Genomic DNA, 24,660 nt, shown 5'->3' with positions numbered 1-24,660 from the left:
GATCATGTTCAACACGCCGGTGTTATCCATTCGTAGAACCGTATTCCTCCGCTTGATCTTTACGTTCTTGCTTATCTTGATGCCTTTAATAGTGCTGGGAGGGTATCTCTATCAATGGACAGTTCACACGGCGAGAGAGGATATCGCCAAGACGGCGGCTTCTCAGACGGCCTTCTATCTAACCGATCTCGAGAACGAAATCGAGAGAATCAAGCTTCTGCAATTCGGACTGCTTGAAGACGAGGATTTGAACAAGCTGACGCTCCTCTGGAATCGGATGGGGGTCATCGAGAAGACCGATATGATCAACTCGCTGCGCAATCGTCTATACCTTATTCAGAACAGCAGCATGTACATTAAAGAAGTAAGCGTCTACATTCACCCGATCGAACGCACGATCTCGTCCGTCGACGGTGTTAGTCCGCTTGATCAACAGCGTTATGAGGCAATACGCTCCGTTTATGGCAGCCGAAATACAAGAATCATCGAGTGGAGGAAGGGGCTCTTCCTTAGTGCAGCGAAACCAAGCGGAAGCCCGAAGGAGAAGCCGTTATTCGTCGTCGAGATCGAATTGGACCAACAGAAGCTGAAGGAAGCGCTGGCCCAATTTAATACCTATTCGGGAAGCGGCACCTTGCTCGTCTCCGAGAATGAGAGCATCCAGCTTGCGAGCGGTTCCGTTGCTTCCTTCTTGAACGACGCTTCTTCTACCATCGGACAAAGAAAAATCTCCAAGGACTATGTGGAAGCCCGCGAGTTCGGAGGGCATATGTATTATGTCGTATTCGCCGGTTCGGATAAATTGAATCTGGCCATCTACCGATTCATTCCATCCGAGGTCATCCGCAAGCCATTGGACAAGTTCTATACGTGGGCTTGGTTGTTCGCGGTGGCTGCCCTTGCAATTGTCGCTCTGTATGCGATGTCGACGTATAAATTCATACACAAGCCGCTGCTTCGGCTCGTGAAGAGCTTCCGCCGCGTGGAGAACGGCGACTTGGATCAAGTCATCACGCACGCTTCCAAAGATGAATTCGGTTATTTGTATAACCGATTTAACCAGATGGTTGCGAATCTACGGTCGCTGATCGATCAAGCTTACCGGCAGAAACTTCTGGCTCAGCGTGCGGAGCTGAAGCAGCTTCAATCGCAAATCAATCCTCATTTTTTGTTCAACAGCTTGTTTATGCTCAGCACGATGGCACGGAGGGGAGACTTGGAACGGGTTGATCAATTCGCGATTCAACTCGGTGAGTACTTTCGCTTCGTAACCCGAAGCGCCTCCGACGAGATTCCCCTCGGACAGGAGATCCAACATGCTCGAACGTATACGGAGATTCAGCTCCTTCGCTTCTCGCGGCGCATTCGGGCGCGGTTCGAGGATCTCCCGGAGGAATTCGCGCATATCCAAGTGCCTCGGCTGATCGTACAGCCTCTTATAGAGAACGCTTTCGAGCACAGCCTTGAGCGTAAGGAGGAAGACGGGTTAATCGTCGTTCGCTACGAGAGCGAGGAAGATGAATTCCGCATTGTAGTTGAAGATAACGGCGACGACTTGACGGAAGAGAAGCTTAACGAATTATCGTTGGCCTTTGCCAATCGGGATGAATATGCGGAGACGACAGGGATGGTCAATATCCATCGCCGCTTGTCGATAACGTTCGGCGAGAGAGGCGGACTTGGCGTAGCCCGCAGCGTTCTTGGCGGACTTCAAGTGATACTTCATTTTCCAAGGAAGGAGCGATTGGATGTACCGATTGCTGATCGTTGACGATGAAGAGATGATAACGGACGGTATATACGAGACGCTTGCAGAACGTAATATGGGATTGGATTTGTGCAAGGCTTATTCAGGCAGGGAAGCGCTGAGTTGGCTTCATCGAACCCGGGTGGATATCGTGCTGTCCGACATTCGAATGCCCGGGATCGACGGAATTCAGCTCTTGTCCATCATCAAACAGAATTGGCCGTATTGCCGGGTGATCTTTCTGACCGGCTTTAGCGATTTCGATTCCGTGTATCAAGCGATTCAGACGCCAGGCGTGCAATACTTGCTCAAGAGCGAAGGGTACCCGAAAGTTATCCAAGCCGTCTGTGAAGCGGTGACCGAGTTGGACGACAGCCTCCGCCGGAACGAATTGGTCCGGCAGGCACAGGAGAAGCTGAACACGCTGGAAGTGCTGGCGCGCGGCGAGTACTTTCGCCACCTGCTGCACGGAGTGAAGCCAGCCCTGGGCCTAGGAGTGGACTTCCGCAAGCTGAATGTCCCGCTTGCTGCCGACAAGCCGGTCTATCTGGCGCTCGGGGATCTCTCCTATGCCTCCACTGACGTGCTGTCTTATGCAAATCGGCAGGAATCGGCTCTAGCAGTGACGCTGCTTGCGGAGAGCTTCTTATCCGGCCAAGCCCGGATCCTCGGAATGATCGACCGTTTCGGAGATCCTGTCTGGTTCATTCAGCCGTCGGCTGAACGAGCTGATCGGAACGAAGCTCAGAGAGCGCCCATTCTTCCGTATCTGGAAGGACAGTTTGAATTAATCCAGAAAGCGTGCTTGGAGAATCTGGGTATCTCTGCAGCAATTTCATTAAGCGACCGACCCTGCGAATGGATGAAGCTGTCTTCGTTCTACGACAGGATCAGAAGGCAGCGGCAGGTAAGGGCGGGCGATGGAGCTCTAATGGTTCAGTTAGTGAACCTCGATGTCTCATGCAGCACGAAAGAAGGTTCGCCTAGGGACAAATCGGATGCATTGTCAGCGCACCTGGAAGCCGGCAGACGTGCCGAATTCCTCCAGCTTTTCCTGGAGCTGACGGAGTCTGAGAAGGTCAATGGCGCGTACCTGATGGAGCTGTATTATACAATCTCGCTGGTCATATTGTCTTATATCAACCGATGGGAGATGGAGGACCAGTTGGCCGACGTCTCGGCCCTCATGCGCCGCGACGAATTCGCGTCGTGGGAGGAGGCGTTCGCATTCCTCCGAACGACGGCGGAGACCCTCTTCGAGCTAAGAAGTTCGGGCGAAAGGAATCGCGCTGCCGAAGCAATCCGGAAGGTTCGAGCTTATATCGAGGAGCATCTGAACGAGGATCTTTCGCTTGTTCGTCTCGCCGGCTACATCCACTTCAATCCGTCTTATTTATCAAGGCTCTTCAAACAAGAGAGCGGCGTGAATCTATCCGATTATATTGAAGCCGCTCGAATCGGGCGCTCGAAGGAATTGCTTAGGAACGATGAGTTAAAGGTGCTAGAGATTGGGGTTCAAGTCGGCTATGAAGCTTCTCAGTCGTTCACCCGTTTTTTCAAAAAAGCAACGGGCGTGACGCCGCAGGAGTACCGAGAAGCGGCGAGATTGTAAAGAACGAATTCGCCTCTTTACCCTACAGAATGGAAGGTGAAAAAACGGACGTGGCGGCAGAACGTAAGACATGGAGAAGTTCATGGAAGCTGGGCAAAGACTCGCGTCTTCGTTCCCTTTCGAGGAACTCGTCGCGTCCAAGTCATGAATACCAGGGCTTCTCAGGAGTTCATTGAACTTGTGAGAGGCCTCTATTTTCGTAGACCGGCTTGGTTCGGATTCAGATGAATCTATAAAAGGTTAATATTTATTAATTTATATTACATAGGCTGTCATAATTAACGCTATCATTCGTAGAATGAATGATTGATGAATTAATGGAGGTTACTTATGTATCGCGTCAACCTTGATCAGAATTCATTTACCGGACAAGTCTTCAAGCATGCTTCCTTCGGCATCGCGTTGCTGACTCCTGATGGATTGATTCTAACCGTGAATGCTGCGCTCGAGCGGATTTTAGGTTATAGCAAGAACGAATTGGAAGGTATGCAGTTCGGTGACTTCTCGCTTAAGGATGATTCGATAACGAACATTCATGATTTAAAGCTTGTCATGCACGATGCAGATGAAGCGGAGATGGAGAGGCGCTATGTCAGAAAGGACGGCGTGGCGATTTGGGGCTATCTCTCGATTCGGTTATTCCGTAACGAAGATGGAGAGGCGATTTACTACATCGCGCAAATCATGGATATCTCTAAACAAAAGGAATCCGAGCAGCGGCTTCAAGAAACCGTAGAACGGTATACATCGCTGAAGAAGTATAACCATGATGCCGTCATTTCGTTTGATTTACACGGAAATATCATTAATGCAAACGCGATAGCTGAGAAAATGACAGGTTACAACATTGAGGCGGATTTGATTGGGATGGCGCTTGCCAATCTTATTGGGCAGCCCAATGTGGATCGTATTCTGGCAGATGCGCTTCATGATGATACGGTTGAGCTGGAGATCGACAGTGTCGTTACCAAAAACGGCGAAGCGATCGAAGTGCTCACAAGCATTGCTCCTATCTTTGTACATAAGCAGAATATCGGCTTTTATCTCATCTGCAAGGACATTTCAGAGCAGAAAAAACTTATATATGCCAAGGAGTCGGCAGAGGCCACGAACAAAGCCAAAAGCGAGTTTGTAGCCATGATGAGCCATGAAATCCGAACGCCTATGAACGGAGTGATCGGAATGACCGATCTCCTGCTCGATTCAGACCTGAATGACGAACATAAGGGATATGTGGAGATTATTCGCAAAAGCGGGGAGTCGCTGTTATCCATTATTAATGATATTTTGGACCTTTCGAAGATCGAGGCAGGAGTAACCGAATTGCAGGAAGAGATATTCGATCTGCGATCATGCATTAAAGACAGTCTTTCCGTCATTTCCTCGATGGCGGAGGACAAGAATCTAGAACTATCCTATTCCATCAATTACGATGTGCCCGATTGTATATACGGCGATGTCGAACGTCTGAGACAGGTGCTGCTAAATTTGCTCAGTAATGCCGTCAAGTTTACGATAAGCGGAAAGATCGCGGTTGCCGTCAAGAAAGTAGTGGAGCAGCCTCCGTTGCTGATGTTTACCGTAACGGATACGGGAATCGGCATTCCGCATTCCCGGCTTGAGGATATTTTCGAGCCTTTTGCTCAGATTGATAGCTTAATGTCACGAAAGCATGAAGGGACGGGGCTAGGTCTTTCCATCAGCAGAAAAATCATCAGCATGATGGGAGGCAAAATATGGGCTGAAAGCGACGGTAATTGCGGATCGTCCCTGCACTTCACCATTCGATATCATGAAGCATCGTTTGATACCTTGGAATCTCTACCGATGAATGCCGCGATTACGGGCCGCGCGAATATTTTAATAGCGGAAGATAATGAGATCAATACATTGGTGTTGCAGAAAATGCTGGAGAAAATGGGACATCGGGTGTCGGTGGCCGTCAATGGCAATGAAGTGATCGAGGCCGCCCTTCGAGAATCCTATGATTTAATATTTATGGATGTCCATATGCCTATTGTTAATGGTTTGGAAGCAACGCGATCAATAAAAGAAAGATTGTCACCGGAAAAGTGTCCGCGAATTGTAGCTGTAACCGCAAATGCGTTGAAAGGGGACCGGGAAGATTGCTTGGCAGCAGGCATGGACGATTACATAACCAAACCTATAAGTGCGCGTGTCCTTGAGATGTTTATTCGCAATCTGATTTAAGAAAAGGGCAGACAAGAACTGTTGAACCGACTACCATCCTTATCCGAAGGAGGTAGTCTTTTTGCTGAATATCGAGTACAATTCCCATGACTAGTATAAGGAAATCATCAATTCCGAAAGGGCGTGAGACGCACCGTGTTGGAGACGGAAGCTGCACTCCGGCAGCCTTCTTTTACGAAATTCTGGGTTTCGCGAACGTTATCTTCGACTTCCTTCCAGATGTTATCGGTTGCGATTGGCTGGCAGATGTATGCACTGACGCATGATGCCTATAGCCTTGGGCTCGTGGGATTGGCACAGTTTCTGCCGATGATGCTGCTAACGTTAGTTGTCGGGCAGGTCGCGGATCGCTACGACCGGAGGAAAATCGTTTTCTTATGCCAAATCATCGAAAGCGGAATAGCCGCGCTGCTGCTTGTCGGGAACCTAGCCGGATGGCTCGGGCGAAATGAAATCCTGGTGGCTGCGGCCATACTTGGTGCTTGCCGGGCATTTGAAGGTCCTTCGTCTTCATCGCTGCTGCCGATGCTGGTGCCGAAGGAACTCATGCAGAAAGCGATCGCCTGGACAACCTCTACCGGACAAACCTCTCAGATCATAGGACCGACCCTTGGCGGTGTTCTTATTGCGGTGGGTCCGGTATTCGTCTATGTCACTGCGGCGGTGGCGCTATTAGTTGCCGGGATTCTTACCTTCCTCATCCGAATGGAGATCATTGTTAGGAAGCCTGAACCGGTGACGGCCAGCTCCATCTTCTCCGGCTTAGTATTCGTCAGACGCAACCCGGTTATCTTGGGAACGATATCGCTTGACCTGTTTGCCGTACTTCTTGGTGGCGCGACAGCGCTTCTGCCTATATTCGCGGAGGATATTTTGCATACAGGACCATTGGGGTTAGGTATTATGCGAACTGCTCCTGCCGTTGGCGCGTTGTTGATGTCCATCACGCTAGTCTATTACCCCTTGAGGAAAGCACTCGGTCCGATTCTGTTCGGAGCACTCGGTGTTTTTGGATTAGCTACCATACTCTTCGCGGTATCGACGAATATCATGATTTCGCTGGTTGCCTTGCTGCTTATCGGGGGTTCAGATGTCATCAGCGTGGTCATTCGTTCTTCCCTTGTGCAGCTGCAAACGCCGGATGAGATGAGGGGCCGCGTGAATGCGGTAAACTCGCTCTTCATTGGAACCTCCAATCAGCTGGGAGAGTTTGAGTCGGGTACGCTTGCCGGCCTGGTTGGCCCTGTCCAAGCTGCATTCATCGGGGGGATCGGAACAATTGTAGTAGCAGGCTTGTGGATGGTTCTGTTTCCGTCGCTTAGGCGGCTGCGATCTTTGTCTAATGAATAAGAGGCTGCTGCTTGAAATAACGTTTAAGAAGAGCAGGCGATTCGATCTGAATCGGCTGTTTTTCCAATCTTGCATTAATCCTCGGCAGCGGGTAGGCTTGATAGTAGCTAACATCAGGAAGAGGGTAAAAACAAAATGAGTTATAACCAATCGGAAGACGAAATTATCGACTCTATTGAGCGACTGCGGGAGTTGGTAGGCGTTCCGCATGAGGCGGTTGTCAAGAAAACCATCGACCATATCGACGATCACGTCCGTAATTATTTGGCCAAATGTCCGCTGTTTTTTCTAGCGACGTCCAACGCCGAAGGCCAATGCGATGTATCGCCGCGCGGCGATCAGCCAGGGTTTGTGAAGGTATTGGATGACCATACATTAGCTTTTCCTGAGCGAATGGGGAACAGGCGGGTTGACTCGATGATGAACCTGCTGGAAAATCCGCGGCTTGGCATGATTTGCATTTTGCCAGGGATGAATGAGGTGCTTCGCATTAACGGAACGGCGCGCATGGTCTATAACGAGACTTTGCAGCAAAGCATGGCTCTGAATGGCAGACCTCCGCAATTCGCAGTTAAAGTAACCGTGGAAGAGTGTTTCATTCATTGTCCGCGGGCGCTGAATACATCGAGCGTTTGGAAGGCAGAGTCGTGGCTTGAACGGGAGCAGTTTCCGAATATCCAGCAGATATTCGAGGATCATATTACGAAGAACGGTTATGTGATAGAAAAAGAATCGAATGAATAGCTGAGATAGAGCTAGCTGGTTTGCTCTCTATTCTTTGCGGAGACACTAGAGTATAGGGGGAGGAAGAAACCTATGCTCTTTTCTGCATTAAAGCCCATGATCGTGAGTATGGGGAAGGAAGCCTTCGATAATGAAGGTTATATATTCGAGCCCAAATATGACGGCTGGCGTCTGCTCATTCATAAGCAAGGTGAACGGATTGAAGCCTACACGCGCTACGGAACCCTTGTTACAGTCAAGTTTCCCGAATTGAAGGAAGCCGCCGCCGCCATTAAGGCAAACTCGGCTATTTTGGATTGCGAAGGGATTTGTATGCGCGGGGGACGGCCCGTGTTTGATGATTTCGCGTATCGCGGGAGGTTAAGCCTTTCTGCAAGAATCGCGCAAGCGACGCTTACGCATCCGGCAACCTTCGTGGTGTTTGATCTCATTTATACGGATCGAGCGCATGTGCATGAACCATTGATGCAGAGGAAGGAACGCTTAGCCGATGTCGTGTCCGATTCACAGCTTCTCACGAAAACCATGTTTGTCGACGGGAGGGGCAAGGCCCTATTCGCCATGACGAAAGAGAAGAACATGGAAGGCATCGTCGCGAAGCGGAAGGATTCCAGCTACCAACTGAATAAGACATCGCCGGATTGGCTGAAAATCAAACATTTCAAGTCCATCGACACCGTTATCCTAGGCTATCGGACAGATCCGTTTGCGCTTGTCTTAGGCCTTCACTTCAGGACATTACGGAACAAGCCTGTAGGAACCGTTGAATTCGGGATTAAGCCTGAAGAGAAGCAAGCTTTTTTGGCGCTCGCGGAGCAGCTCCATACCTTGCAAGATAAGCAAACGCAGTGGATCGAGCCGCGCTTATGCTGCCGAATCGATTATCTGGAGCGGACGGATATGCACCAGCTGCGTACTACGATCTTCAGAGGGTTCCTTCCGGATAAACTGCCGGAGGATTGTGTTTGGGATTATGATTAGCGAATGCTGTAAAGAAGCCAACCACAGAATAATGGCTGGCTTCTCTTTGTTTTATGCATATTATTTAACTCTCTCAATATCGCCATATGTGCAGCCTCTCGTTTCTTAGTGAGTTATATTTACCTATATTTTCTTTAATATGGTAGAATACATAGGTCGTAACTACTAGAAACAATTATACGCTGCAATCAGCGATCAGGGAGGATATGTATGATTTATATTTTGTTGCTTCTAGTATTAATCCTGGCTATCATTAATAAATCTCCAACTATTAAAGGCATTATAGGAGAGAAATCCGTCATACGTAAATTGAATAAGTTAGACAAGAGGAAGTATGAAGTTATTCATGATTTAACTATTCCCTCAACATCAGGAAGAACCACGCAAATCGATCATGTGGTTATTTCTATTCATGGTATTTTCGTTATTGAAACGAAAAACTATCGAGGCTGGATTGTTGGAGATGAGCGATCTGAATACTGGACACAGGTCATATATAAACGTAAAGAAAAATTGTACAATCCTTTGCGGCAAAATTACGGACATATTCAAGCAATCGCTTCATTGTTTCCTGATGGAGATAATCTGCCGCTAATAGGAATCGTTAGCTTTAGCGGAAGAGCTGATTTAAAAGTAAAGACTTCGCAAGAAGTTATATATGCTTCCAAACTCGTTCGAACGATAGAGAAGTATAATGATGTCGTTTTGGATATGCAGCAAATAGAACATATTGTAGCGGTTATGAAAGCGAGTCAGTTGAATGGTAAGCAAGTAAAGAAAGAGCACGTGAAAGCCATTAAAGAGGTAGCGGCTACAAAACAAAGAATGGTCACAAACAATTTATGTCCCAAATGTGGTAGTGAGCTTGTCGAGCGCACAGGGAAGTACGGAAAGTTTAAGGGCTGTAGTGCCTACCCCAAATGCAGGTATATCCTTAAGGGATAGCGAAGCAAGTAATAGCGCTATAGTTTAGTCCAGGAAGGGATGTATGACTGTGGAAAATAATCGGAACTGGGCAGGGAACTTCAAGTACAACGCCTCGGAGGTTCATGCTCCTGAAACGGTAGAACAAGTTCAAGCGTTAGTTGCTAGCAGCAAACGAATTAAGGTGCTTGGTACACGTCATTCGTTTAATTCAATCGCCGATACGAACGGATGTCATCTCTCGCTGCAGAAGCTGAACCGAGTGGTCGAATTAGATCGCACGAACAATAGAGTAACGGTGGAAGCGGGAATTCGGTATGGTGAGCTGTGTCACTATCTTCATAGTAACGGCTATGCGCTGCATAACTTGGCATCACTTCCGCATATCTCGGTTGGAGGTGCTGTGGCGACAGCGACGCATGGTTCGGGGGATTTGAATGGTAATCTCGCGACAGCGGTTTATTCTCTAGAGGTAGTGAAAGCGGATGGAGAGACGATAGTACTCGCTCGCGATCAAGCGGATGGGGTTTTCGCCGGGGCGGTCGTTGGGCTTGGGGGATTGGGTGTAGTTACGACAATTACGCTAGATGTGGTTCCATCTTTTAATATGAGTCAGGTTATCTACGAAAATTTGCCGCTTGCGCAACTGGAGAACCACTTTGACGCGATCTTCTCCAGTGCTTACAGCGTGAGTTTGTTTACGGATTGGAAGTCGCCGTCGTTTAATCAATTGTGGATGAAGATGAAACTACCAGATGCTGCCGCAGCGACCCTAGCAGAACCAGAATTCTACGGCGCGAAACTAGCGAAGTCGCATCTGCACCCGGTGCCAGGCGCCTCTCCGGTGAATTGCAGCGAACAGATGGGAATCGCCGGACCGTGGTATGAACGGCTGCCGCATTTCCGCATGGACTTCACGCCGAGTGCGGGAGAGGAGCTGCAAAGTGAGTATTTTGTACCGCGTAAGGATGCCTATCTGGCTTTGTGTGCGATTAACCGCCTGCGCGATCAGATATCGCCGTACCTTCATGTTTCTGAGATTCGCACAATTGCCGCAGATAGTCTATGGCTGAGTCCTTGTTACAAGGGGGAAATGGTGGCCATCCATTTCACATGGAAAGATAATTGGGAGGCTGTTCAACAACTGTTGCCGATTATAGAAGAGCAGCTTAAACCCTTCCATGCTCGTCCTCACTGGGGAAAGCTGTTCACCATGTCGCCGGCCGAGCTGCAATCCCACTATGAGAAGCTGCCTGACTTCCAGCAGCTGCTTCGCAGCTATGATCCGGAAGGTAAATTCCGCAATGATTATATAACTAAATATATATTGGGGACGTAATTTTAGTTGTTCCCACTTGAACATGAAGCTGCCGGCTTAGTCGGCGGCTTTTCGTATTATTAGGTCAACCAGAATATACTGGTTGGCCTATTTTTATAGGTAAATTATGATGGCGGTAGCCGGGAAAGCGTGCGGCTTTTAGGGGCTGAGACCCCGAAACAAAAACTGCTTTCCCACTACCTCCAATGACCATGTTTGAGCTGGTTGAGGCAATGACCTCGTATCACAAGCGAAGCTATGGGTTTGGAACCATCGTGGGAGTGCCGGCAAGTTTGCTTAGGAGGTTGTTATGGAACCAGTGGTAGGTTTAGACGTTTCAAAAGAGAACAGTGTTATTCAAGCGTTTTTACAGAGAAATGAAGTGTTCGGGAAAATGGAGATAATTCCGCACACTTAACAAGGGTATGTACGACTAGATCGTGTGCTAACAGAATTGTGTAGTACTTCAGGCAATGAACCTGTTGTTGTGCTTGAGGCAACCGGCCACTATCATCGAGGACTTGTCTCGCATTTGAAGCATAGGGGATGGAAGCATGTCATCATAAATCCATTACAGTCTAAGCGAGCGAAAGGTACGCAACTTCGAAAGGTAAAGACCGATGCTGCCGATGCATGGCATTTGGCTGAAATGTACTACCGCGGAGACGTAAAACCTCATCGGACGTGGGAAGAAGCTTACACAGAGCTTCAACATGTAACCAGACAAAATGAGTTCGTCACTGGAATGTTCGTGCAAGCTAAGTTAAACTCACGAGCATTGCTCGAACAGGTTTTTCCGACGTACTCACAAATGTTTCGAGACCTATTTTCAGTCACATCCCTGTTGGTATTACAACGATGCTTGGAAGGCAACGTTTTTAGGATCGATGAAGTGCTGAGGGAAGTTACGGGTAAGGCTCGTTCGAAACAGTGGGCGGCCGAGAAAGCAGAGAAACTACAATTGTTGCTGGCCGATTGGTCCGAACAGCCCAAAAGCCATTCACAGGCAAAAGCATTGAGTGGAATGATTGCCTTGTTGCTTGAATTTACGAAGCAGTTAAACAATCTCGAGGAACTTATGGAGCAGATTGCGAAGGAACTTCCTGAGGTGGAGCTGGTAAAAAGTGTTCCGGGCATTGGTGACAAGCTTGCAGCTGTCCTAGTAGCAGAGATTGGCGATGCAAGGCAGTTTCATGACGCAAAACAACTTGTAGCTTATGCAGGCCTGGATCCTGGCATCTTTAGCTCAGGGAAGTTTACGGCAACAAGTAGCCGAATTACGAAAAGGGGATCCAAGCGCTTGAGAAGAGCGTTGTATTTGGCCGTTCAATGCGGAATTCGAAGAAGTGCAAACAGCAGGATGAAAGAATATTACGACAAGAAAAGGAAAGAGGGCAAGCCGTACAAGGTGGTCGTGATCGCTTGCGCCAACAAGCTTCTCCATCACGTGTACGCCATCCTTAGTAAAAGCGAGCCCTACAGAGCATAACCATATTTAACCAACATCCTTCACGCCAATGAAGGATTATTTGTTGTGCTTAGAAAGCAGTATACCAGTAATTCAAAGATTGACCAACATGAAATGCTTGACAAGTATTAGCTGGTTTTCGTTTGCGAAATGTGCTAACGAACCGTACGGGTCTTATCTGGCCGAAAATAGCTCCCAAAAAACGCTAACAAACCGTACGGGTCTTATTTGATGATTTTCAGGTGTGTTGGAGCTGATTCTTCCACAATAAGACCTCTACGGTTCGTTAGAATCTCGCAGGCTCGAAATACGGCCGAATAAGGCCTGTATGGTTCGTTAGATTTTCGCGGTATGAGGGGGCGAGTGCAATTGCGAGTGCGACTTCGGTGCCATGCCAAACTTTGTCATTCATCGTAGATATTATTTGTTATATATATTATAGTAAATATTAAGAACTTTAACATCATGTAATCACCCATCAACCAACCATTCGTCCCAATAGGAGGAGATCCATTGAAAGGCAGATTAATGTTTACTTTATTCGGATCCGTAATTGTCGTAGCCGCTGCAGCCGTCACCACTTATTTTGCCTGGCCTAGTAGTAATAAGGAAGGAGTCCATTGGCCGGAGGGGCAAGCGTTGCCTTCATTCGAGGAGCCGGCTCCGACACTCGATCTGATGTACACCACAGATAACTTCTACTACCAGGCGGAAGATGTCTCGTTAGCGCATAAAACCGGCAAAGCGGACGGAGATGGCTGGCTAGCCACAGCAGGCAGTGATGCGCCGAATGTTCCGATGCTGGATATCACGAATCAAACGAACATGCCGGCCGGGGAGAACAAGGCGATTGTAAACATGCAGGTGGATAGCTTTGCGAATGAGAACGGGGTTGTAGCGAAGCTGGAAGTACTCGATCAAGAAGCGGGTACGAGTCTTGCTTCGCTTGATATATCGAACTGGGATTTCAAGCTGCCGAATGCATCGCAGAGCTTCGAGCTTCCTTTTACCGTAGCGGAAGATGGGCAAGCGCTTGAGTTTCGGGTGCAGTGGACCGGCAAATCCACGGTGAAGCTGTTCGACATCGGCATCTCCTGGGCGCTTCGCAAGGATGAGAACCTCGTGTTCACTTCCTTGAAGGGGGTAGTCAACAAAACGAAACCTCGCTTGTACGCCTTTACCGATAACGTGAATGGCAGCACGGGTACGTCATGGCTGACCTCGCTCGGTCTTGCCTATAAAGAAGAGAAAGATAACTGGAAGCTGCTCGACAAATATCGCTCGGAAGTAAGCGGCATCGTTGTCTATGATGACAGCCAGCCGGACACCGTCAATCTGGCAACGACGATTGCAGGCTTGAAGGACGGAATTGTGGCACCTCCGGCGCTGGTGGAGAAGCTGACTGGAGATCCCTACAACCTGCCTATATTGGAGGATTTGCGCGGTGATTTCGCATCGAAGCTGGATGTCTATGAATATATGCTGGAGCACTATTGGCCCAAAGTGACGCACCGTGTTATTATCGGCCTCGACCCGGCGCTCAAGTCCTATCTCAGAGATTATGCGATGAATCTCACAGCCGCTGTCGTCTGGCTTAATCCCAAAGAGCCGAAGGAAAGCGAGCTGCTCGATAAATTTCTGACGGATTTGCCTTACGGAAGCGGGCTCTATATGGGCTGGTGGCCGGATGAAGGTGAAGGCGTGAAGAAGACCTCGGACTTCGGATTAGCTACCGTCGCGAGCGATTACTCCTCTAATCTGAGCGTGTTTAGCGGAACCACTCGCGAGATTACGGTACCTGAACTGCCGAAGAAGCCGCCGCTGGAAAATAAAATCTACGTGTCGTTCATTCTGAGCGATGGCGACAATCTGCAGTATATGGAACATTCATTTAAGCGATTCTGGGATAATCCTGACCGTGGTAAAGTGCCGCTTGGCTGGACGGTCTCGCCGTTAATGGTAGATACGATGCCTGGCATTCTTGATTTCTTGTACAAGACGGCTACGCCTAACGATGCGTTAATTTCCGGTCCGTCGGGAATGGGCTATACGTACCCGAACTTCTGGAAGGACGGAGAGGGGCTCGACAACTTCGTTACCCGCACGAATGATTATATGTCGCGAGCAGGACTTCGCGTGTTGACCATTTGGAATTACGTGAAAGGGGAGATTACGCCGGAGGCGGCCAATCGTTTCGCGGAGCATGCTCCTTCGCTGCTTGGTTTTACTTCCCAGTTTGGCACCGGCAAGATCCAAGTGTACAAGAATGAGCTTCCGGGACAAGAGCTGAACGTCTCCTATGGCAGCGCGGAGAGTGACCTAACCAATGGAATTGAAGCAGCCGTTAAGAAGTGGGATGGCGAATCTCCTGTTTTCGCAGCCATACAAGCTAATCCATGGCAGGTATCGTATCAGAATTTCGTGAACGCAATGGATCTGTACGCGTCGAATAAAGATGTTGTTTTTGTACGTCCGGACACGTATTTCCAGCTGGTTCGTGAAAGTGAAGGTTTGCCAATCGAACCCAATTCTTCGACTAAATAAGTCATTGACAACATATAATATATCAAAGTATTGTATTTATTATATTAAATAAGTTATTAAACTGGGTTGGGAGTTATCCAAGATGCAGAAAGAGCGACAGCCGCTATATCTCCAAGTACAGGAGCATTTTAAGAAGCTGATCGGTTCCGGGGCGCTGACGATTGACGAGAAGATTCCTTCCGAGAAGGAATTAATGGTCGATTTCAATGTGAGCCGGATCACAATTGCCAATGCATTAACCCAGCTTGCCAAGGAAGGGTGGATATATCGGATTCCGGGCAGGGGCAGCTTTGTAAGCAAGGATATGCCTCTCGTTCCCGAGGTGCCTCCTTCCCCAACCGAGAACTTGCCGGCAATAACGGAGATCGTGCGCGAGAAACGGGGATTCATCGAACGTGACCGTCCGCTCGGTAAGCGGATGATCGGGTTTATTATCCCGTCGCTGGATGATTATTTTGCCCTTCGTTTGATAGAGGGGATGAACAAGATTATGAGACATAGCGATTATTACTTGGCCGTCATCTTAACGAATCATTCCAATGCATTCGAGAAAGAAGCGATTGTTCAGCTGCTGGAGAAGGATGTAGCCGGTCTGATCATCTTCCCGATTGATGCCGAAACGTATAATGAAGAGATCCTATCGCTCAAAATGAGTCATTTTCCGTTCGTGCTCATCGATCGGTATTTGCCGGGGGTAGAAACGCATTTCGTCTGCTCCGACAGCAGGCTGGGAGCGCAATTAGCGGTCTCCCATCTATGGGAGCTTGGCCACCGAAACATAGCGATCTGCTCGGACTCGCCGCTTCCGACAGTGACGGTTGAAGAGCGGATTGCCGGTTATGTTGAAGCGCTCAAGCAAAGAGGAGCGATGATTGATCCGGCGCTCATTCTGACGGAACTTGTTGTCGATTATGATCAGAAAGACGATGCTCATGCATTGGCTCGCTGTCTCAAGAATGGTCAGGCAACCGCTTATATTACGTTAAATGCGAAGCTCGCTCTCTATATCTCCGGGTTGGCCCGCAGTATGAAGCTGAATGTTCCCGGACAATTGTCGATCTTATCATTCGACGATCCGTCTTCGGATGTGGACAGTCAGGAGTGGTATACGCATATTGCGCAGTCTGAAGAAGAGATCGGCAGCAGGGCGGCTGGTATTCTGACTGATTTGCTGGACCGTCCAAGCCATGATGAAGGGTATCACAAAATCGTTCTCGAACCTAAGCTGGTCGTAGGTCAATCGACCGGACCTGTCGTTCAGTACGCGAGGGGCCGGAAATAATCGTTTGCATCCGCACGTAAGGAAGGCCGCGTTCTCCGCACAGGAGGAAGCGGCTTTTTTGCATGGCTATCACCATCTAGAGGATCAACTATCACGCGTTATAATTTTTAACAAAATTTATGTAATTTTTGGCCGTAATGTATATTGATATTATAAGATATATACGATATATTTAATTTACATTGTAAGCACTTACATCATAGAGGAAAGGGAATAAATCCGGTGGCGAAGGAGGATACGGGTTATATCGAGTATAGCATTACGCGCATGGCCGGCATTCATTTGGATTCCAAACTATGAACGTATTGGAGGATGAAAATGAGAGTAAAGAAATGGATTGGTTTAGGATTGGCAGCCGTCATCATTGCCTCGGCATCTCCGCTTCCGCTTCTCCCGACTTCACCAGCAGCAGCAGCAGGACTTACTTGGCCATCGGGTCAAGTGCTTCCTTCCTTCTCGGCACCTGCATCTACGCTTGACTTGATGGATGTCCGAACAGATGATATCGAATACAAGTATGAAGGGGAAGGCTCGGCGGTCGGACATGCAACGGGTCGCTTGGACGGCGATGGCTGGCTGGCACAAACCTCTATAGATGCGCCGAATCTTAACATGATTACCGGTCCGAATGTGACCACGATCCCTACCGGAAGCTATAGTGCCTTCTATGATTTGAAAATCGACAACAATACCGCGAACGATGATGTCATGGTAACGGTTGATGTCAGAGACAGTACGAGCAGCGTTGTACTAGCGAGCAGGAGTATTACACGGAAAGAATGGAGACAGGCGTCTGTCTATGAGCGGTTTGAGGTTCCTTTCACCAATGCGACTGCCGGACATGCGCTCGAATTCAGGGTGTTCTGGCATGGTGGCGCTTATATGAAAGTCAATAGCGTAGGCGCAAGGCCGTTGATCAAGGAAGAAGAAGCGGTGCTCTTCACGACGCTCAAAGGGCTCGTCAACAAAACCCAGCCCCGGATTTATACCTTCGATAATGCGGTTAACAACGAGGAAGGCAAGTACAACTGGCCGAATTCCTTGGGACTCGGTTATGCCGATGTGACTGACAAGTACACGCTTATTACCAAATACAGAAGCGAGATCAGCGGGATCGTCGTCTATGATGCCGCGCTTCCGGATACCGTGAATCTGGCGACTACAATCGCATCGCTTAGCGGCGGCATTGTAGCATCGCCAAGCATGGTTGCGAAGCTGACTGCAGCACCATACAATTTGCCGATTCTTAATGATTTGCGCGGCGATTTCACGACCAAGCTGCAAGTCTATCAATACTTGTATACGAATTACTGGTCGCTGGTCACGCATAAGCTGATTGTCGGATTAAACCCTGGTATCAAAGGTTTTCTGCGTGATTACGCCACTGCTGTAGGTGCGGCTACGATTTGGCTGAACCCGGCCGTTGCCGCCGAGAATACATTGCTTCGCCAATTCCTGGCTGACATGCCGTATGGCAGCGGGATCTATATGGGCTGGTGGCCGGATGAGGGCTTGGGCATTCAGACCGTTTCCGAATATGGCGTGTCAACGATTGCGAGTGATTTTGCATCCAATTTGACGGTGTTCGGCGGCACTTCCAGAACGGTCAATGTGAAGGGCACTCCTAACAAGCCGCCGCTGGAGAACAAAATCTATATATCGCTCATCTTAAGCGATGGCGATAACATTCAATATTTGGAGCATCGCTTCAAAACATTCTGGGATCATCCGAATAGAGGGACGGTGCCGCTCGGCTGGACCGTGTCTCCGGCCATGCTGGATGCCATGCCGGGCGTACTGAACTATTTGTACAATACGGCTACGCCGAATGATGAATTGATTTCCGGACCGACGGGTATCGGGTATACGTACCCGAATTACTGGGGGAATCAAACGTACCTCAACAACTATGTGGCGTTGACCAATGATTACATGAACCGTGCGGGCTTGCGAGTGCTTACGGTTTGGAACCAAATCAATGGCGCGACGAATGCAAACGTAGGGAACAGCTTTGCTCAATATGCACCTTCACTATATGGTTTGACGGCCCAGAATGCGGGCGGTGCCATCACCGTGTATGACAATACGCTGCCTAGCCAAGGGCTTAACGCCACGTATTGCTACTCGGAAGCGTCGATTATTTCCGAAATCAACGGCGCCATCTCGGGCTGGAACGGAACGTCGCCTCGCTTCGTTACCATTCAGTCGAATCCATGGGAAGGCATCACGTATCAGAGCTTTATCAATGCCGTCAACAACTTCAGCAGCAACAGCAACATCGTATTCGTTAGACCGGACACGTACTTCCAGCTCATGCGGGAAAATAATCAACTGCCGATTGACCCGGCTACTGCCGTGAAGAAGTATGAAGCAGAAACCGCGTTCTCACATACGGTTGGCCGTGCGAGCGGCAGTGACTGGAGCGCCAATACAACCCAGGATGGTTCGGGCTTCATGATGTGGGGGCCGTATGACAATACGCTTCCGGTCGGTCAACTAACGGCTTCGTTCAAGATGAAGATCGATTCCATTACGGGTGTAAACGATAATGTCGTTACATTGGATGTTCGAGATAACTCGACCGGACAGACACTTGCCGCCCTCGACGTGTATCGAAACCAATTCAAGGCGAACAATACGTATCAGGATTTCAGCCTGAGCTTCACTAATCCAACCGGAAGTGCGCTGGAATTCAGGGTGAATTACAAGGATAAAGCCGCCATCAACGTCGACAAGGTTGCCGTAACAACTAGACTCGGCAAATATGAAGCGGAAGGTACTGTAGTCGGTCATGGACTCGGACGCGTAAGCGGCGACGGCTGGCAGGCGAGTCCGACGCTGGACAACGGCGGGCATATGGTTTACGGACCGTATGATACCCAAGTGCAGATCGGCAATCGCAAAATAACATTCCGCCTCAAGGTAGATAACAACACGCTGGACAATCTGAATGTCGCCAAAATCGATGTCTGGGACGCACAAGCAGGTGCTGTTGTGGCACAGGCGGACATTACAAGGCAGCAGTTTACGGCGGCTAACACGTATCAGGATTTCAATCTGACGTTTAATCAGACGCTTAACCGTAAACTGGAGTACAGAGTGTATTTCTACGACGTGGCTACGATAACGGCTGATCGGATTACGATTAATTAGTCTGAGCTGTTGTAGAGAGAAGAGAGAAACCCGCGGTTATTAAACCGTCGGGTTTCTCTTTTTGTTTTGTTGAGCGCACATTATTTGACATGATCATTATATTGTTTAAAATAACGGCTCGAGAGGAAAAATAACTAATAAATTGCATAAATGTTTGGTTGTGGGAGGTATATATTTTTTTATTAGGTGCGTCATGTAAGGTTACTTTATAATCCAGAATGTTTATGATATATTTGATATAAAGGTACGTGCGGTGAAATAAATAGATAATGGGGGAGTGGCTCATGAGTCAGGATAGAGAGCCTCTATATATTCAGATTCAAAATTATTTTAAGGACCTGATTATAACCAGGAAACTGGTAGAGGATGATAAAATTCCGACAGAGAAGGATCTAATGGATCAGTTCGAGGTCAGTCGGATTACGGTTGTTAATGCATTGGCAGAGCTGGCGAAGGACGGCTGGATCTATCGCATACCGGGTAGAGGAAGCTTTATCAAAGGCATTCCGGAGACGCATATTGCGACAAGTACAATAATTGAAACGCCTGTGCCGAATCGGGCGACATACCGGGCGAAGATTGGTTTGGTGTTTCCGTTCATCGGCGATTACTTCGCGATCCGGCTGCTTCATGGGATTACGGAAATGCTGGAAGCGAGCAAGTATTCCGTGGTGGTCATGTTCACCTACAACTCCAAGGAAATGGAGAAGGAAGTCATTCGTGAGCTGAAGAATAGCGTGGACGGATTAATTATTTTCCCGGTGGATGCCGAAGTCTACAACGAAGAAATTATCGCACTGAAGATGCAAAATTATCCGTTCGTGCTTATTGATCGTCACCTGCCTGGCGTCGAAACGAATGTCGTATCTTCTGATAGTGTCCAAGCTTCCATATTGGCGGTTGATCATCTATGGAGTCTGGGTCACCGGAATATTGCAATCTGTTCGGATTCTCCGCTTATGACCGTATCGGTGGAGGAGCGGATTCAAGGCTACAATGAAGCGCTGAAACAGAAAGGCGCACTCATTAATCCGGCGCTGATTCTGACTGACTTCCATGTTAATGCTTCGCAAGGGAGTGTAAATACGCTATTTACTACGTCAAGTGAGAACCACACCATATTGAACCAGGATCATCCGCTGTATCGCTTTATCAAGAACCGGATGGCGACGGCCTACATTGCACTGAACTGTGCGCTCGGTGTCCACATCTTGACGATTGCCAAGCAAGTCGGACTGCGCGTGCCGGAGGATATCTCGATTGTTACCTTCGATAACCCGAGTCCGCTGCTGGACGAATTTAGCCTGCTGACGCATATCGACCAATCGGAGCAAGAAATCGGCAGAGAAGCTGCTCGCTTGTTGCTGCAAGTGATTGACAATAAAGGCAAACAGCCGAGCTACAAGAAGATTGACCTACAACCAAGCCTTGTCATTCGCAAAACAACAGGTCAATTAAACTAATAGACCTATACTCAAATGAAGGACCGATAGCGCTGTGGATGTAACATTCACAGGGCTGTCGGTTTTTTTTATAAATTTCAATTGACTATAATGATATAATTAATATAATTTATATTATAGTGATTAATATATGGAATGTGACGTGTGAGACGAGGGAGATGCTATCGATGACATATGGCCGAAAGACGCAGAAGAGGATTGAAACAAATTTAAGGTGTAAGTGATAAAGATGACAGCTGGACGTTTAAGAGAATAAGGAACAAAGTTCGCTATTCACTGAAGATTATCCGGTATAGCCAGATTCAGCTGATGAGTTAATCCGGCGAGCAAGCCGCGGTTTGAAACGTGAAGAATAATAATTCGACATAGGAGGCGCGTGAATATGGAGAAAAGCAGTTTAACTGTGAGCGGTCAAACTTCGCTGCAAAACAGTGCAAATGTGAGCAGTCAGTCAACGTTAAAAAAATTCACCAAGAAACACCGAGATGCGATTATTGCCACGGTTATTTTAGGTCCGATGATATTATGGTGGCTTGTCTTATCCGGTTTCCCGATTCTATTCGGCTTCTTGCTGGGATTCTTCGAATGGATCGGCATTGCCGGCAGTCCGAAGTTCGTTGGCATAGATAACTACATCCGATTCTTTCAAGATCCGCTGTATTACGAAGCGCTCTGGAGATCCATTTGGATGGGCGGCTTGGTGACGGTAGTTACCTTGGCGGCGGGTTTCGGAGCAGCTATGCTGATGAACATGCCTTTGTTCGGTAAAGGGGTATATCGCTCCGTCTGGTACATTCCGGCTGTTACTTCGGCAGTTGCGACAACCCAAATTTTCAACATCCTTCTGGATACGAATAACGGTGTCATTAATAACTTTCTGAAATCGATTGGCAAAGAACCGATTGTATGGCAATACTCCGTGTTCTGGGGCGTGTTCTGGATCGTCGTGTACTCGGTTTGGAAAGGCGTAGGCGGTGCGGCGCTCATCTGGCTTGCCGGCCTTCAATCCGTTGATCCGACGTTGTACGAAGCAGCGGAAATCGACGGTGCCGGCCGCTGGGGCAAATTAATGAATGTCACGCTTCCTGGTTTGAAACCGATTGCAACCTATATCGTCATCACCAGCTTGATCGGCGCGATCCAAATTTACGAGCAGGTCTTGTTTATGACAAACGGCGGTCCTTACGGACAGACAGAAGTGCTCGTGTTCCGTATTTATCGGGATGCATTCTGGGATTTCAACATGGGAATGGCGGGAGCCTCGTCGCTTGTGATGGCGGTTGTTGTATTCGCGGTAACGGTGCTCTACTATCGCTGGTCAACGAATTCGGACAGAAGCAATACAATCCCGTTGAAAAGGAGGAAATAATCCATGGCAGCAACAGCAGGGTTTCGTAAACAAGTCGCGGTTCAGTTAAAGCCAACCCATTTATTCGCACATATCGTATTGTTCGGTGTCGGCCTAGTATTGTTATATCCTTTAGTATTTATGGTATTGGCGGGCTTCTTCAGCAGAGCTGAATTCACCTCATCCGTACTAGGGCTGCTCCCGATTCCGAAGGAGCCGACGCTGCGTAATTATTTGGTCCTGTTCTATGGATCTACGGAAGCAGGGGTACAGAAATATTTTATCAACTCCTCCATTCGAACGGTTTACAACACATTCTGGGCATTATTGACCTCCTTCCTGGCGGGGTATGTATTCGCTCGGCTGAAGTTTAAAGGGAAAGATCAGTTATTCCTATTCCTGCTCGGTACACAAATGATTCCGGGTACGATTGCGTTAATCCCTACTTATTTGGAGTATGCGAGATTCCCGTTTGCCGGAGGCAATCATATCTTTAATGGCGGTACGGGCATTCTGGATACTTGGTGGGTGTACCTTATCGGCGGGCCGAGCATTAATATTATGGGCGCGTTCCTAGTCAAACAGTCGATTGAAAAGGTTCCGTTTGAATTGGATGAAGCAGCCAAAGTGGATGGTGCGAGTACGCTCCGGATCATATTCCAGCTGTTGTTGCCGCTGCAGCTGCCGATTATGGCATATATAGCAATTACAACAGCGCTTGGGACATGGAATGATTTTGCTACCCCGTTCTTCTACACATCAACAGACTCGCTGCAGACGCTTCCTGCCGCGATTACGAGATTGTCGTCCGCTGCGGCCGGTCCAGCCGGAATACCGAACTGGCCTCTCATCATTACACTTGGACTTGGCGCAACAATCCCTGCACTATTAATGTTCTTCTTCTTCCAGAAGTACATTGTGCAAGGGTTGGCTAACACGGGGATTAAAGGCTAAAATAAATCTAAATAACATATTGAATATATTATATTAGTATGTTATATTTCAGATGTAGCAAATAGTCATCCACAAATGGAGGGGTTTATGTGAAATTAAAAAAGACCACAGCCTTAATGGGAACAGCGCTATTAATGGTTGCTCTGACGGCTTGCGGCGGGAATAACGGCAATTCCGCAGCAGAGAATGAGAAACCAAGCAACACAGCAACAACGGATACGACTGAAGCAACGAATGAGGCGGATAACACAACGGAGAATACGCCCGCTGCTGCAGAACCTGTTACGCTTACTGTATTGAATGAAGGCGCTGTCGGCATTGGCGTGGGCTTAGTGGATGATTTGTTAGTTTCGAAAGAGAAAGAACTGAAAGACGGCGGTACAGATACAAGCTATACGCCGGGCAATCAATTTGAAGGCGGAGCATTCGGTCTTTATTATCAGAAATTCATCAGCACCCAATTGAAAGAAAAAAATATTAGCATCAAAACCGAAGATTGGGGCTGGGGCGAGCCGCTGGTCCAGAAAGAAACAGCAGGCTTCCTGGCTAAGAACATTCCGGATATCATCGTAGGCGAAACGCAAATGCCTGGTTTTGCTCAACAAGGATTGCTTGAGGCTTTCCCGGATGATATGGCAGCAGAGATTCGTGAGAAGCTCGCTCCTGCAGCTTGGAAACCGATGGAATTCGACGGTAAGATCTATGGTTTGGCTTCACAGCCGGGCGTAAGCAGCTTGTTCTGGAACAAGAAATTGGTGAAAGAAGCCGGCTTGGATCCTGAGAAAGCCATCACGACATGGGCTGAGCTTGTAGACAACGCGAAGAAAGTAACGGATGCAGGCAAAGGTAAGTTCTACGGCGGCGGCGTATATGGCGCTCCTAACTTCGGCGGCTACCTTCGTTACGGTGCACTGGTTGCAATCAATGGCGGAACTTTCGCCGATGATAAAGGACAACCGACCTTCAATTCCGATGCTAACGTTGAAGTGATCGAATTGCTAAGAGCACTGAACGCTAACCACCCTAAAGGTTTGATGCTGAACAACAACGAAGGTACATACTTCGATGCTTGGAATAAAGGTCAACTGGCCTACTTGATTGATGGCCCGTGGCGTGCGCAAGAATGTAAGAATGTTGGCCTAGAGTGCGGTATGGCGCCGATTCCATTGTCGCCAAACGGTAAACCGGGTAACGTAACGATCGGAGCTGCGTTCCACTCCGTTCCTGTAGATGCTAAGAATAAAGAAGCGGCATTTGATTACATCAGAGCGATGTATGGCAAGGATGTTCAACAGCTTATTGCGGATTCCAACACGCGCTCGCCAATTCTGAAAGAAATCGCAGAGTCGGATGACTACAAAACGAAGCATCCGGAAATGTACCTGCACTATCAAGCGATGATCGGCAACGTTCAAGGTCTTCCAACCTTCTCGAAAGACAACTCGAAGGCTTGGCAAATCTTTGGCGATGCAGCAGTGAAATCGCTTATGACAGACGGCGATATCAAAGCCATTCTGGATGATGCTCAGAAGAGAGCTGAACTAGTAACCAAATAAATAGG

The 24,660-nt window shown here is 48.3% G+C and carries 16 protein-coding genes; all 16 read left to right on the top strand.

The genetic code is table 11. The annotated features are described in order from the left end of the window. Positions 1-4: 4 nt before the first annotated feature. The 16 genes from BLW29_RS21645 (at position 5) to BLW29_RS21565 (ending at position 24,655) form a co-directional block, all read left to right on the top strand. Positions 5-1,771 (top strand): sensor histidine kinase, encoded by a 1,767-nt coding sequence (locus BLW29_RS21645; protein ID WP_256208774.1) that lies wholly within the window; start codon positions 5-7, stop codon positions 1,769-1,771. Then, positions 1,749-3,359: a response regulator gene (locus BLW29_RS21640; RefSeq protein ID WP_090983437.1), complete on the top strand. Its 1,611-nt coding sequence runs from the start codon at positions 1,749-1,751 to the stop codon at positions 3,357-3,359. Before BLW29_RS21645 ends, BLW29_RS21640 begins: the two co-directional genes overlap by 23 nt. 330 nt (positions 3,360-3,689) lie before the next feature. Further along, complete coding sequence (locus BLW29_RS21635; protein ID WP_090983435.1) at positions 3,690-5,570, top strand: PAS domain S-box protein; 1,881 nt, start codon at positions 3,690-3,692, stop codon at positions 5,568-5,570. Between the two features lie 135 nt (positions 5,571-5,705). Next, positions 5,706-6,920, top strand: a complete 1,215-nt coding sequence (locus BLW29_RS21630) for an MFS transporter (RefSeq protein ID WP_218147121.1) — start codon at positions 5,706-5,708, stop codon at positions 6,918-6,920. 135 nt (positions 6,921-7,055) lie between these two features. Continuing rightward, a complete protein-coding gene (locus BLW29_RS21625) occupies positions 7,056-7,664 on the top strand; it encodes an MSMEG_1061 family FMN-dependent PPOX-type flavoprotein (protein ID WP_090983431.1) in 609 nt (202 codons plus the stop codon). A 72-nt stretch (positions 7,665-7,736) separates the two neighbouring features. Beyond that, positions 7,737-8,645, top strand: a complete 909-nt coding sequence (locus tag BLW29_RS21620; protein WP_090983429.1) for an ATP-dependent DNA ligase — start codon at positions 7,737-7,739, stop codon at positions 8,643-8,645. Between the two features lie 210 nt (positions 8,646-8,855). Then, positions 8,856-9,590, top strand: a complete 735-nt coding sequence (locus tag BLW29_RS21615; RefSeq protein ID WP_090983427.1) for an NERD domain-containing protein — start codon at positions 8,856-8,858, stop codon at positions 9,588-9,590. Between the two features lie 43 nt (positions 9,591-9,633). After that, complete coding sequence (locus BLW29_RS21610) at positions 9,634-10,908, top strand: FAD-binding protein (RefSeq protein WP_177186751.1); 1,275 nt, start codon at positions 9,634-9,636, stop codon at positions 10,906-10,908. A 421-nt stretch (positions 10,909-11,329) separates the two neighbouring features. After that, positions 11,330-12,376 (top strand): IS110 family RNA-guided transposase, encoded by a 1,047-nt coding sequence (locus tag BLW29_RS21605; protein ID WP_256208773.1) that lies wholly within the window; start codon positions 11,330-11,332, stop codon positions 12,374-12,376. Between the two features lie 492 nt (positions 12,377-12,868). Beyond that, complete coding sequence (locus BLW29_RS21600) at positions 12,869-14,899, top strand: GxGYxYP domain-containing protein (protein ID WP_090983425.1); 2,031 nt, start codon at positions 12,869-12,871, stop codon at positions 14,897-14,899. A gap of 82 nt (positions 14,900-14,981) precedes the next feature. After that, complete coding sequence (locus BLW29_RS21595) at positions 14,982-16,181, top strand: GntR family transcriptional regulator (RefSeq protein ID WP_090983423.1); 1,200 nt, start codon at positions 14,982-14,984, stop codon at positions 16,179-16,181. Positions 16,182-16,499: 318 nt separating this feature from the next. After that, positions 16,500-19,334, top strand: a complete 2,835-nt coding sequence (locus tag BLW29_RS21590) for a GxGYxYP domain-containing protein (RefSeq protein WP_090983421.1) — start codon at positions 16,500-16,502, stop codon at positions 19,332-19,334. Between the two features lie 284 nt (positions 19,335-19,618). Beyond that, positions 19,619-20,797, top strand: coding sequence for a GntR family transcriptional regulator (locus BLW29_RS21580; protein ID WP_090983417.1), 1,179 nt, complete (start codon positions 19,619-19,621; stop codon positions 20,795-20,797). Positions 20,798-21,179: 382 nt separating this feature from the next. Continuing rightward, complete coding sequence (locus BLW29_RS21575) at positions 21,180-22,166, top strand: carbohydrate ABC transporter permease (protein ID WP_090983416.1); 987 nt, start codon at positions 21,180-21,182, stop codon at positions 22,164-22,166. A 3-nt stretch (positions 22,167-22,169) separates the two neighbouring features. After that, positions 22,170-23,099, top strand: coding sequence for a carbohydrate ABC transporter permease (locus BLW29_RS21570; protein WP_090983414.1), 930 nt, complete (start codon positions 22,170-22,172; stop codon positions 23,097-23,099). Positions 23,100-23,188: 89 nt separating this feature from the next. After that, a complete protein-coding gene (locus tag BLW29_RS21565; RefSeq protein WP_090983412.1) occupies positions 23,189-24,655 on the top strand; it encodes an extracellular solute-binding protein in 1,467 nt (488 codons plus the stop codon). The last annotated feature ends 5 nt before the right edge of the window (positions 24,656-24,660 follow it).

Origin of the sequence: Paenibacillus sp. CF384, from assembly GCF_900106745.1 — a bacterium.
Classification (GTDB): Bacteria; Bacillota; Bacilli; order Paenibacillales; family Paenibacillaceae; genus Paenibacillus_Z.
Note: the sequence above shows the minus strand (reverse complement) of the source record. Positions and strands in the feature narration are given on the sequence as shown.